General features: G+C 41.5%; 12 protein-coding genes. 8 read left to right on the forward strand and 4 right to left on the reverse strand.

What is annotated here, in order from left to right; genetic code table 11:
* Nucleotides 1–7: 7 nt before the first annotated feature.
* Nucleotides 8–847, reverse strand: a complete 840-nt coding sequence (locus J2T50_RS00825) for an AraC family transcriptional regulator (RefSeq protein ID WP_253362697.1) — start codon at nt 845–847, stop codon at nt 8–10.
* A gap of 156 nt (nt 848–1,003) precedes the next feature.
* Between J2T50_RS00825 and J2T50_RS00830 the strand changes: the two genes are divergently transcribed.
* The 8 genes from J2T50_RS00830 (at nt 1,004) to upp (ending at nt 10,841) form a co-directional block, all read left to right on the forward strand.
* Complete coding sequence (locus tag J2T50_RS00830) at nt 1,004–3,151, forward strand: alpha-galactosidase (RefSeq protein ID WP_301283104.1); 2,148 nt, start codon at nt 1,004–1,006, stop codon at nt 3,149–3,151.
* A 9-nt stretch (nt 3,152–3,160) separates the two neighbouring features.
* Nucleotides 3,161–4,405, forward strand: coding sequence for an ABC transporter substrate-binding protein (locus J2T50_RS00835; RefSeq protein WP_253362699.1), 1,245 nt, complete (start codon nt 3,161–3,163; stop codon nt 4,403–4,405).
* 229 nt (nt 4,406–4,634) lie between these two features.
* The gene (locus J2T50_RS00840) at nt 4,635–5,507 is read left to right on the forward strand and encodes a carbohydrate ABC transporter permease (protein ID WP_253362700.1); all 873 of its coding nucleotides are present in this window, start codon (nt 4,635–4,637) and stop codon (nt 5,505–5,507) included.
* A gap of 10 nt (nt 5,508–5,517) precedes the next feature.
* Nucleotides 5,518–6,348 carry a carbohydrate ABC transporter permease gene (locus J2T50_RS00845; protein WP_253362701.1) on the forward strand — a complete coding sequence of 277 codons (831 nt, stop codon included), beginning with the start codon at nt 5,518–5,520 and terminating at the stop codon, nt 6,346–6,348.
* 31 nt (nt 6,349–6,379) lie between these two features.
* Nucleotides 6,380–7,828 carry a sucrose phosphorylase gene (gtfA, locus tag J2T50_RS00850; protein WP_253362702.1) on the forward strand — a complete coding sequence of 483 codons (1,449 nt, stop codon included), beginning with the start codon at nt 6,380–6,382 and terminating at the stop codon, nt 7,826–7,828.
* 137 nt (nt 7,829–7,965) lie between these two features.
* Nucleotides 7,966–8,526: a sugar O-acetyltransferase gene (locus J2T50_RS00855; RefSeq protein ID WP_253362703.1), complete on the forward strand. Its 561-nt coding sequence runs from the start codon at nt 7,966–7,968 to the stop codon at nt 8,524–8,526.
* A gap of 10 nt (nt 8,527–8,536) precedes the next feature.
* Entirely contained in the window at nt 8,537–10,135 is a 1,599-nt protein-coding gene (locus J2T50_RS00860; protein ID WP_253362704.1) for a glycoside hydrolase family 13 protein, read from the forward strand.
* A 76-nt stretch (nt 10,136–10,211) separates the two neighbouring features.
* Nucleotides 10,212–10,841 carry a uracil phosphoribosyltransferase gene (gene upp, locus J2T50_RS00865; RefSeq protein ID WP_253362705.1) on the forward strand — a complete coding sequence of 210 codons (630 nt, stop codon included), beginning with the start codon at nt 10,212–10,214 and terminating at the stop codon, nt 10,839–10,841.
* Between the two features lie 49 nt (nt 10,842–10,890).
* Here upp and J2T50_RS00870 read toward each other — a convergent pair whose 3' ends face one another.
* The 3 genes from J2T50_RS00870 to J2T50_RS00880 are packed head-to-tail and all read right to left on the reverse strand — an operon-like array spanning nt 10,891 to nt 13,005.
* The gene (locus tag J2T50_RS00870; RefSeq protein ID WP_253362706.1) at nt 10,891–11,928 is read right to left on the reverse strand and encodes a DUF4097 family beta strand repeat-containing protein; all 1,038 of its coding nucleotides are present in this window, start codon (nt 11,926–11,928) and stop codon (nt 10,891–10,893) included.
* Entirely contained in the window at nt 11,925–12,692 is a 768-nt protein-coding gene (locus J2T50_RS00875; RefSeq protein WP_253362708.1) for a DUF1700 domain-containing protein, read from the reverse strand. The genes J2T50_RS00870 and J2T50_RS00875 overlap by 4 nt, the downstream gene beginning before the upstream one ends.
* Nucleotides 12,679–13,005, reverse strand: a complete 327-nt coding sequence (locus J2T50_RS00880) for a PadR family transcriptional regulator (protein WP_253362709.1) — start codon at nt 13,003–13,005, stop codon at nt 12,679–12,681. Before J2T50_RS00880 ends, J2T50_RS00875 begins: the two co-directional genes overlap by 14 nt.
* Nucleotides 13,006–13,100: the final 95 nt, after the last annotated feature.

Raw genomic sequence — 13,100 nt, forward strand, 5'->3', positions numbered from 1 at the left:
GCCGAAGCTAATCCTTTTCAACTTGTGATTTGCGGTAGTCGGTTGGACTCATGTGAAAATAGTTTTTGAATGCATAGCTAAAATTCAAAGGATCCGGATAACCGACAGATAGGGCGATTTCAGTGATAGAAAGGTCCATATTTTCCAAGAGTTCACAGGAGCGATTCATCTTAACTTGCAAGATATAATCTTTAATCGAATAGCCGGTCTCCTGCTTGAAAATCTTGTAGAGATAGCTACGGCTGAGTGACAGATGTTCAGCTAAATAGCTGACTTTAATCGGCTTTTCATACTGACTGTGGATGAGATTGAGAGCTGTTTTGACATAGGTTTTCGCTAAATTATGGGACTCATCAAGTTCTTTTTTTGGAAATTCTTCCATTAAAGCTGCAAGGAGCATATTGAGGTGGCCGATGAGCTGCAGTTCTGTGATAGGCAAGTATTTGTGAGGGACAACTCGTGTAATGGTCATCATTTGGTCAAGGATAGCGGATGTGAGAGTTGAACGGAGATAGTAGTGGTCAAGAAGCTGAGTTTGTCGGAGAATGGCGTCTACGCGGGAGCCACTAAAGCCAACCCAGATATAAGACCAGGGGTGCTGAGCATCTGCCTGGTAGAAGGTGACTTTTCCCTTTGGAAGGAGAAACATATCTCCTTGAGCCAGCTGACTGGTCTTTCCATCAATCGTAAAACTGCCCTTCCCATCAATAATAAAATGCAGGACATAATCGTCTCGGACGGCAGGACCGAAAGAGTAATTTTTATCACAAATTTCAGCACCAAAATGGTCTACATTGAGGTCAAAATGATGACTGTCTAGTTCGTGATAGGTATTGAGAATATTCATCCATTCGCTCCTTTTTCAAAAAATCAGCCAAGTTTGTTTGGAAACATTATACCATATAGAAGCTACAAAATGCCATTTTTGAAAACGCCTCCATTTGGTAGAATGAGTTTGTAAAACAAATACAGGAGAAAAACAGTGATTCATCATCAAGAAGAAATGCAGCTTTTCCACCTGCAAACAAGGGAATTTTCCTATGTCATGCAAGTCTTGGAAAATGGACAACTGGTAAATCGTTACTTTGGTAAAAAAATCAATCGATTTAGCTCAGGTAACAAAATCACATACCTTGACCGAGCTTTCTCACCAAGCCCCATTACGGGAAATCGAACATTTTCTATTGATACCTTGCAGTTGGAATACAGCAGCAATGGTCTGGGAGACTTCAGAACAGCAGCCCTTGAGTTACGCAATGAATTTGGAACAGCCCTTGATTTGAAATACAAGGAGCATCGCATTTTCAAGGGGAAGAAAGAGCTGCCAGGTCTGCCACAGAGTTTTGGTTCGGAGGATGAGGTTGATACTTTAGAGATTGACCTTTATGATGAATTGACGGATGTGACAGTTACCCTCAGCTACAGTGTTTTTTCAGAACTCAACTATCTGACACGTTCAACTCTTATCAAAGCTGGTCGCTATGCGAGCAAGATTGAAAAGGCTTATAGCTTTACCATTGATATGCCTCATCGAGATGTCCATGTGCATACCTTGACAGGACGTTACGCTTATGAAAAAGAATGGACGGTTACGCCATTGCCAAATGGCAAGTATTCCATCGGTAGTATTCGTGGCGCATCTAGTCATTCTAGAACCCCTTTCATGGCCTTAGCTGCCAAGGATGCGACAGAAGATGCAGGTCAAGTTTATGCAGCGCATTTGATTTATAGTGGCAATTTCACCGCTTTTGCGGAGACAACAGCTCTGGATACTACTCGCTGGGGCATGGGCATCAATGATGAAGCCTTTAGCTGGCAATTAGAAGCTGGCGACTCCTTCCAAACACCGGAAGCCTTGATTTCTTACACAGATAAAGGGCTGACAGGTATGACGCGTGATAGTCATAACTTTATCCGAGACCATATCTGTCGCGGAGAGTTTGCTCGCAAGGAACGTCCGATTCTCATTAACAACTGGGAAGCGACCTACTTTGACTTTAACGAAGAAAAGATTTTGGATATTGCCAAAACAGCTAGCCAGACAGGAATTGAACTCTTTGTACTGGATGATGGCTGGTTTGGTAAGCGAAATGACGATGAGTCTTCTTTGGGAGACTGGGTTGTCAATCCAGAAAAATTGCCAAACGGTCTAGGAGGACTTGCCCGGTCTATCAATGACTTAGGAATGGAATTTGGACTATGGTTTGAGCCTGAGATGATTTCGGTTGATAGTGATCTCTACCGAGCACATCCAGATTGGGCCATTCAGATTTCAGGTCGAGACCATATTTATAGTCGGGAGCAATTGGTACTCAATCTTGCCAAGCCAGAAGTCGTAGATTATATTGTGGATACGGTATCGGCTATCTTAGAGTCAGCCAACATTACTTATGTCAAATGGGATATGAACCGCAACATTACAGCTATTCCAGAGGATTTGGCTAACGACCAAAAACATGAATTTTACCACTGCTATATCTTGGGTCTCTACGATGCCTTGGAACGCTTAGTGACTCGCTTCCCACAAGTTCTCTTTGAGTCTTGTTCGGGTGGTGGCGGTCGAAATGACTTGGGACTTATGTACTACATGCCACAAGCTTGGGCGAGTGACAATACAGATGCCATCGGTCGCCTTTCTATCCAAGAAGGAACCAGCTTGGTTTACCCGGTCAGCTCTATTGGAGCTCACGTTTCTGCTGTACCAAATCACCAAGTAGGGCGCATTACCCCGCTTGCAACACGAGGAAATGTCGCTATGATGGGGGGAGCTTTCGGTTACGAATTGGACCTCAATCAACTTCCTCAAGAAGAAATTCAAGAAGTGGCAGAGCAGGTACAAACCTACAAAGAGATTCGCTCAACTGTCCAGTACGGTGACTATTATCGCCTCAAAAAGACAAGCAACACACAAGCTGGTATCTATATCAGTCCAGACCAATCACAAGCAGTCTTTACCTTCGTGAAAATATTGGCCCAGCCTGAAGCACCACTTATCCAAGTGCGCTTGAAAGGCTTGGACCCAGAAGCAGCTTATCATTGTGAAGCCTTAGGCGAGACTTTCTACGGAGACGAGCTTATGAACATCGGCCTGACCATGCCACATGTTCAAAAAGATTATTTTAGTGTACAATATATTTTTAACAAAATCTAGGAGGATTTTATGAAAGTCAATACATTCCTTAAAGCCGCATCAGTATGCGCATTTGCAAGCCTTCTCGTTGCTTGTGGAAATTCACAATCAGGCGGAAAAACAGAGATTGAATTTTTCTCTCAAAAGAAAGAAATGCAAGCAACTTTGCAAGAAATCGTTGATGACTACAACAAGTCTCAAGATGATGTAAAAGTGAAATTGACAAGTGTTCCAGATGCCGGTACTGTATTGAAAACACGTATCGCAAATGGCGAAACTCCTGATGTGATTAACATCTATCCACAAAATGCTGACTTCAAAGGTTGGGCAGCAGATGGCCAATTTGTTGACTTGACAGAAGAAAAAGACATCCTCTCAAACCTGAACGATGGTGCTGCACAAAGCTATGCTGTTGATGGAAAAATCTACAACATTCCATTGACAACAAACGTTTCAGGTGTTTACTACAACAAAACAGCCTTTAAAAAATTAGGCATCGAAGCACCAAAAACATTTGACGAATTCAAAGCTGCTGTTGAAAAAATCAAAGCAGATGGCAAAACACCATTTGCAGAAGCACTTGGAGATGCCTGGACATTCAACGGATACGCTCAGTTAGCATGGCTTCAAGCAGCAGGTGGCAATCGTCAATCGGTTGAAGACTACCTTCGTTACAGCGAAAAAGGCAAGATTTCTGCCAACGATGAATTGACAAAAACAGTTGGTCAATACTTAGACCTTATGGCTGGAAATGGTCAAAAGAATGCAGAAGGAGCTCTTTACGCTGATACAGTTGCAGCCTTTGCCAAAGGTGACGCTCTCATGATGGCAAACGGTTCATGGGCACTCCCAGTTATTCTTCAACAAAAACCTGATTTTGAAGTAGGTATGTTTGCAATGCCAGGCTTGAAAGCTGATAGCAAACCAATGACTGTCGGTGCAGCAGATATGGCTGTATCTATCTCAAAAGATTCTAAAAATGTAAAAGCATCTAAAGAATTTGTTAAATACTTGAGCTCAGCTAAAGTGATGCAAAAATACTACGATGTAGATGGTTCACCAACATCTGTAAAAGGTGTCGAAACAACTGGCAAATTCGAACAAATCGCAGACGTTGCGTCACTTGCCTTCACAGACCAACAAGCTATCTGGTTGCACGCTGATTGGGATTCAGAAGAAGACTTCTGGAATGCTAACGTCAGCTACTTCAAGAGCAAAGACTTGAAAAAATACGCAACAGATTTGAACACATTCTTGGACACAATGAAAAAATAAATAGTCGAATAAAGTAAGAGGCAAGGACCTTGTCCAAGCCTCTTGTTTTATAGAGAATAGTAGGGAGAGGGTACTTCCAAACGCCCTCGTATCTTAATGAATTGAACTTGGGCTAAAATCCTAGTGAAAAAGATAAAACTTCCTAGAACCGCGGGTTTCTTCGTCAGTTTTCCTATTTTCAAACGGATTTTTAAACACCCTCGTATCTTATAATAGGAGAAACTTGGATATGAATAAAAAAAGCTTCATCAGTAAATACTGGGCTTACATTTTCGTGGCCATTCCCGTTATCTTGCAGTTGGTTTTCTTCTTTTACCCAATGGTAAATGGGGTGATTTACTCACTGACTGACTGGACCGGTTTGACACGTTCCTTTAACTTTATCGGATTTGAAAACTATGTCACTATTTTCCATGACAAGGCCTTTTATCACAGCTTAGGATTTACTATTCTCTTTACAATCGGACTTGTCGTTGGTGAAATTGTGCTAGGGATTTGGCTGGCTAGCCTTCTCAATCGTAAAATTCGTGCAGTTGGTTTCTTCCGCACATGGTATTTCTTCCCGGCAGTACTCTCAACCGTTACTATTGGTTTGATTTTCAGCCAACTTTTCAACTACGGGGTGCCTCAAATTGGAGAAGCCCTTGGAATCAAATGGTTGAGCTCAAACTTACTTTTCAATGAAAAATCTGTTTTCTGGTCTGTTCTCTTTGTAGCTCTTTGGCAAGGTTTGGCCATGCCAGTTGTTATTTTCTTGGCAGGTTTCCAATCTATTCCAGAAGATATCAAAGAAGCAGCACAGATTGACGGAGCAACACCTCGTCAGCAATTCTTCCAAATCGAAGTACCCTTCCTTTTGCCATCTATCAGCATGGTTTTCATCATGGCTATGAAATCTGGATTGACAGCCTTCGACTTGATTTATTCATTGACCAAGGGTGGACCTGACGGTAAGACAGAAACCTTGGGACTCATGGTCTTCAAAAATGCCTTTACCAATAACCAATTTGGCTATGCCAATGCAGTAGCCGTTGTACTCTTTGTTATTATTACCATTATCTCTGTAGTACAAATTACCATGTCAAGAAAATTTGAAGTGTGAGGAAGATAAGATGAAAGCAAAAAAACAAAACCATATTTTAGCTTATATTGTCCTTATTGCAGGGATTTTCTTGATGTTGATTCCGCTCGCAGTGACGCTGATTTCTTCATTCAAGTCGACTGCGGATATCACTGGAAATTTCTTTGGGCTACCTAAAGAATGGACGCTGTCAAACTATGAACGTCTCTTCACCGACGGTATCAGCACCTACTTCATGAACTCCACCTTCATGACAGTAGTCAGCGTAGGTTTGATTATCTTGGTGATTCCAATGGCGGCTTTCTCTATCGCACGTCACATGGACCGCAAAAAGATTTTCTCTATCATGTATACTCTCTTGATCATCGGGATGTTTGTACCTTTCCAAGTTATCATGCTTTCAATGTCCAAACTCATGAGCGACTTGGGCATGACAAATTTGCCAGGTTTGACAGTCTTGTACTTGACCTATGCCATTCCACAAACTCTTTTTCTCTATGTTGGCTACATTAAAACCATCGTTCCAACAGAAATGGATGAAGCGGCAGCTATTGACGGCGCGGGTAAATTTACCATGTATTGGAAAATTATCTTCCCGCTCATGAAGCCAATGCATGCGACCGTTCTCATCATCAATGCCCTCTGGGTATGGAATGACTTCCTCATGCCACTCCTGGTTCTCAACCGTGACAACAGTCTTTGGACCATGCCCCTTTTCCAATACAACTACCAAGGACAATACTTTAGCGACTACGGACCATCATTTGCATCATATGTGGTTGGGATTATTCCAATCCTCATTGTCTACCTGATTTTCCAAAAGAATATCATCTCAGGTATGACTAGTGGTTCTGTCAAATAGACCAGTGAACATTCTGTAAAAGGAGGAATCTATGAAAATCAAAAACCAAGCCATGTTGATTACTTATTCAGACAGTCTGGGTAAAAATCTCAAAGATTTGAAAAAAGTGCTAGGAGGCCCCCTCAAGGATACGGTGGGAGGAGTGCATATCCTGCCATTCTTCCCATCATCTGGTGACCGTGGTTTTGCACCAATGGATTACACCAAGGTGGATCTTGCCTTTGGTGGTTGGGAAGATGTGGAAGCGCTGAGCCAAGATTATTACCTGATGTTTGACTTCATGATCAATCATATTTCTGCTAAGTCCCCTTACTTTCTTGACTTCTTGGAAAAGAAAGACGAATCCAAGTACGCCGATCTCTTCATTCGTTATAAAAACTTCTGGCCAGGCGGTGAGCCGACACAAGAAGACGTGGATTTGATTTACAAACGCAAGCCGCGTGCTCCATACCGCATCGCTCAATTTGCAGATGGGACTGAGGAAAAAGTCTGGTGTACCTTTGATGAACAGCAAATTGACCTAGATGTAACGACCGAGACCACTCGCAACTTTATCAAGGAAAATCTGGAAAATCTTGCCAAGCATGGCGCCTCTATTATTCGTCTTGATGCCTTTGCCTATGCCAATAAGAAAATCGGCACCAACTGTTTCTTCGTTGAGCCGGATATTTGGGAAATGTTGCATTTCCCACGCAATCTCCTAGCACCACAGGGCATTGAAATACTACCAGAAATCCACGAACATTATACGATTCAGCAAAAAATTGCGGACCAGGACTACTATGTCTATGACTTTGCGCTACCAATGCTCGTTCTTCATGCCCTCTATAGTGGTAATGTTAACCGTCTGGTTCACTGGATGGAAATTTGTCCGCGCAAGCAATTTACAACGCTAGACACCCATGATGGTATCGGAGTGGTGGATGTCAAGGACTTGTTGACGGATGAGGAGACAGAAGCTACTCGCGAAGCTCTCTACACACAGGGTGCCAATGTCAAGAAGATTTACAGTACCGAAGCATATAATAACTTGGACATTTACCAAATCAACTGTACCTACTACTCAGCTCTGGGGAATAATGACCAAGCCTATCTCTTGGCACGTGTTCTGCAATGCTTTGCCCCTGGGATTCCACAGATTTACTACGTAGGTCTTCTGGCGGGTGAAAATGATATCGAGCTCTTGGAGTCTTCCAAAGAAGGTCGCAATATCAACCGTCATTACTATGATCTAGACGAGATTGAACGAGAAGTGGAACGACCAGTGGTCAAATCCTTCTTCAAACTCCTTCAATTCCGCAATACCAGCCCAGCCTTTGACGGTGAATTTGCCGTTAAGATGGTGGATGAACACAATCTTCAAATCACTTGGACCAATGAAGATGCGGGAGTCACAGCCCAGCTAAGTGCTAATCTTAAGGACCACAGCTTTGAAATTGTAGAAACGGACGAAGATGGGTCAAATAAAATTCAACTATAAAGATTGGAGAGGAGCAGTCCTCTCTTTCTTTTTTAACGAGAATAGAGTTATGCAAACGTTTGACTAATGGAAGCGTTTCACTTATAATAGAAGAACAGTGAAAACCTTTCTTTTAGACATAGAGGAGAAGTAAAAGAATGACAGAAAAAGATAAAATGCTAGCAGGGGAATTATACAATTCTGGAGATGCAGAATTAGTTGCTTTGCGAAATGCAGCTCGTATCAAACGTCAGGCTGTCAATCAAGAAATGGATGGCGCCAAGCGTTCTCAATTGATGAAAGACTGGCTGGGAACGACTGGTCAACGGATTTATGTTGAGACGCCGGTGACTCTGGATTATGGCTGTAATGTTCATGTGGGAGAGGATTTTTATGCCAACTTCAACTGGACGGTCTTGGATACTTGTCCTGTTACCATCGGGAAAAATGCCATGTTGGGACCAAATGTCCAGTTTTATACAGCTTTACATCCATTAGATGCTGAAGAGCGGATTGCAGGTCCTGAATATGGTGCGCCAATTACCATTGGTGACCGTGTCTGGATTGGTGGTGGTGCTATAATTTTGGCAGGCGTGACCCTTGGGGATAATGTTGTAGTCGGTGCAGGCTCTGTTGTGACCAAGTCATTTGGTGACAATGTTGTCATCGCGGGCAATCCAGCTCGTGTTATTCGGCAATTAGATAAAAAAGAAAATTAAGGAGAAGAATATGAAAACAGATTGGTGGAAAAAAGCGGTATTGTACCAAGTGTATCCGCGAAGCTTTCAAGATTCAAACGGTGACGGTGTCGGGGACCTAAAAGGAATTACCCAGCGTCTCCCTTATCTTGAAAAACTAGGTATCAATGCCATTTGGCTTAGCCCTGTTTACCAGTCCCCTATGGATGATAATGGTTACGACATTAGTGATTACCAGGCCATTGCGCCCGAATTTGGGAGCATGGAAGATATGGATGAGTTGATTGCAAAAGGGCATGAATACGGTATTAAAATCATCATGGACCTAGTCCTCAACCACACCTCCGATGAGCACATGTGGTTTCAAGAAGCGCTCAAGGGTCCTGAAAATCCTTATCACGATTATTACGTCTGGGCAGATGAGCCCAACGGTCTCAAGTCTAGTTTTTCAGGCTCAGCATGGGAATATGTCCCTCATCTCAACAAATACTATCTTCACTTATTCTCCAAAAAGCAACCAGACCTCAACTGGAAAAATCCCGCTGTAAAAGAAGAAATTTACAAGATGATCAATTTCTGGTTGGACAAGGGAGTTGGTGGATTCCGTCTAGATGTGATTGATTTGATTGGGAAAGAGCCAGAGCAGGAAATTACAGCTGATGGACCAACTCTCCATCCCCTCATCAAAGAGCTCAACCAGCATACATTTGGTAGCCATGATGTGGTAACGGTTGGGGAAACTTGGTCCGCCAACCTTGAAAATGCTCCGATTTATTCAAATCCAGACGGCAGTGAATTTTCAATGGTCTTCCAATTTGAACATGTTTTGCTAGATCAACAACCTGGAAAAGAGAAGTGGGACCTAGCTCCCCTCAATCCAGCAGACCTCCACAAGGTCATGACCAAGTGGCAAACAGGTTTGGTTGGAAAAGGATGGAACTCCCTCTTTTGGAACAACCATGACCTTCCACGTGCCATTTCACGATTTGCAAGCGACAGCCCAGAATACCGCGAAATCAGCGGTAAAATGCTGGCCATCTATCTTCACTTTATGTCAGGCACCCCTTACATTTACCAAGGCGAAGAAATCGGTATGGTTAACACTCCGATAAGGGACATTTCTGAAGCGGATGATATTGAAAGCCGCCGCATGTATGCAGAACGTCTAGAAGAAGGCTATACAAAAGAGGAGATTATCCACTCTATTAACGTCAAAGGGCGTGACAATGCACGTCGTCCTCTTGCTTGGACGAGTGAAGAAAATGGTGGATTTACAAAAGGAAAACCTTGGTTGGCTTTGAATGACAACTACAGCTGGCTCAATGTTGAAGCTGCCTTGGCGGATGAACATTCACTTTTTTACACCTATCAAAAATTGGTTGCACTTCGTGCCCAATACCCAGTGATGGCAGAAGGTCAGTTTGAAGCACTGGAAACGGGCAATGATCTCGTTTTGGCTTATCGAAAATTTGACCAAAATGATGAGTTTACAATCCTTGTGAACTTTAGCCAGGAAGAGCAAGAATACAGCCTCTCAGCAGAAGGTCAAGTCTTTCTGCACAACTACGCTAGCCCTTCGAAGAATTCCTCAACACTTCGTCCATACGAAGCGCTTGTTTTCAAAAAATAAAGGTCTTGCCATTTTTGGCAAGATTTTTTTGTGATTTTTTGGTAGAATAGAAAAAACACCATAAAGGAGTCTTATCATGGGAAAATTCCAAGTCATCTCACACCCACTTATTCAGCATAAATTGTCCATCTTACGCCGTAAAGATACCTCTACAAAGGATTTTCGCGAGTTGGTAGATGAAATCGCTATGTTGATGGGTTACGAAGTTTTGCGTGACTTGCCACTCGAAGATGTGGAAATTGAAACACCGATTATTAAAACAGTCCAAAAACAACTTGCTGGTAAAAAATTAGCCATTGTTCCAATTCTTCGTGCCGGTATTGGTATGGTAGATGGATTGTTGAGCTTGGTTCCAGCGGCTAAAGTTGGTCATATCGGTATGTATCGTGACGAGACAACCTTGCAACCAGTTGAGTACTTGGTAAAATTACCAGAAGACATCGACCAACGCCATATTTTTGTAGTGGATCCAATGTTGGCTACTGGTGGCTCAGCTATCTTAGCTATTGATTCATTGAAAAAACGCGGCGCTTCAAATATCAAGTTTGTAGCCCTTGTAGCAGCACCAGAAGGAGTAAAAGCTCTTCAGGAAGCACACCCAGATATCGACATCTATACAGCTGCATTGGATGAAAAACTCAATGAGCACGGCTATATCGTCCCAGGATTGGGAGATGCAGGTGACCGTCTCTTCGGTACAAAATAAGCAAACAAAAAGGTGAGAAGATTTTCTCGCCTTTTTATCATATTCAAATTTACTGTGGTGTACGCAAATTGATAGTTGCGTTAGTTGTTTGGATAGTCAATTTATTTTTACTATTTGGCATTTGTGTGATAAGAGTTTGCTCCTCCTCTTTGCTAGAAATTGGCAGTTTTTCGTACTTATCGCGTGTGAAAATCCCTACATTTTCTAAAGTTGTTTGAAAGTTACTGTTTGTTTCATAACTTGAGTTTTCTTCCCCTCCATAGCTATAACCAAGCTCTTGTGCCAAATCTTTTTTGTTAATTTTATTATGAATATTGAAGGAAAGTGTAGTAAGATTTTTATCCGTAAAATCTAAATTCGTCACTGTCAGCCCTTGCTTACCAGGAGTAAACACGTTCTCGCCGATTAGCGTAAGCCGACGTCCTTCTAGACTATGGTAACCCTCGATCTTTACTTGTTCAAGTATTGAGTCTGACATGTTGAGTGTATTTGTCTGGGCTGAAATTGTTACATTTTTAAGATTTGAGTGAAGAACATCGATCCTATAGCCGCTGATGTTTCCACTTAAAATATCTACATTTTCCAAGTTTAGATTACCGGAAAAGTTAATTTCTCCAAGTTTACTATTTTGTATAGAAATAGAGTTCATGTTATAACCTTCTAATTTCTCTAAAGTTTTATTTTTAGGAATTTGAATATTGATCGTTTGGCTGGTCGAATTTCTTTGTGCTAATACTTCACCCAAGACGTGTAATAGGCCCTTTATTCTGAATCTCATTGTTTCCGAAGAGAGAGTTAATGTATTTTTATTTTGATTTATTTTCACAGAATTGTATAAATGATTTGGAGAATTATAATAGGAGACATGGTAGTAGTTATCGGCAGATTCTTGAATGGCAATATGCTGAGGGATATAGTCAATCTTTAGAGACGATATATCGGTGTAAGTCTTTGTAATTTGTTCTGGTTTACTGATTTGTTGCAGACGGTCTACTCCGCCAGAGAAGAAACCAATTCCTACAATAACTAGACCCAAAATGACACTGGAGAAGGCGGTGATAATAATGATTGTTAATTTCTTTTTCATACTCGTTTACCTCTTTTCAAGATCCATTTGAAAGAGAATTTAATTCCCTGCCATGCCCAATAAGAGAAAAATCCAGTTAGCAGATAGAGGAGAATGGCTCCTCCAACTAGGCTCAATCCGATTCCGAAGCCTATTAAAAAGACATTTCCCCCTTGAGAAAGGAGAGTGATAGCTTCCCAGATGAAGTAGATGCCACCGATAAAAGCGATCAAACCTGCGATAGCACCAGCCAAAAGTAAACCAAGTGCAAGAAATAGTAGACCAACCAGACTAATAATTAGTAAAATCAGTGCTGGTATGGCAATTGGTAGCGAAATGACAGCAAGAATAGCCAGCCAAATTGTCTTCTTTGTTTCGCGAATTTCTTGCCAATTTTTCCCAATATAAAATGCTCCAAAACTAGAAGTTAAAAAGAAAACAAAAATTCCAAGTAATGGGCGGTATAAAATTGTAACCAAGCAGAAAGAGGTAAGGAGGCCAATTCCCAGCCCAATCAGAGTATAGAGATTATATTTTGGGAATCGTACTTTCTTGTCAGAAGAATCTTCCGTGCCTTCTCCTTGGATGTGGCGATTTAGGATATTGTTGATGAGTTCGCTAGCAGCTTCTTTAGGCGTACCCAATTCTGTCATCACACGTTCCTCTTCTTCAGGGCCGGCTTCATCAAAGTATTCATGAAAGAAAGTGATGGCTTCTTGAAATTCCCTATGCGGCAATTTTTTCAAATGTTTTTCTAGTTGAGCCAAGTATTCAGTTTTTGTCATGGCGGATGCTCCCTTCTATGATGCCATTGATTGTATTCACATAAGTATCCCAATCATCTTTGAGACGAACCAACTCTTCATGTCCTAACTGGGTTAAACTGTAGTATTTCCTCATTCTCCCTTGGTATTCTTGAGAATAAGTGGCTAATAAATCATTTTGTTCCAGACGTTTTAGGATAGGATATAGAGCCGATTCTTTTATATTGGATACTAACTTGATAGTTTGGCAAATCTCATATCCATAAGAATCTTGAGATTCTAAAATGCTGATAATCAGAAATTCTGTCAATGCTGCGGGGACAGGGAATTGCATGAGAAACACTCCTTTCAGTCATAGTTATAGTAATTATTAATATATAGTTTTATAATTTATATATCAAAGTTTAATATATATAAATTATAACTCTA

Origin of the sequence: Streptococcus gallinaceus (assembly GCF_024170225.1) — a bacterium.
Taxonomy (GTDB): domain Bacteria; phylum Bacillota; class Bacilli; order Lactobacillales; family Streptococcaceae; genus Streptococcus; species Streptococcus gallinaceus.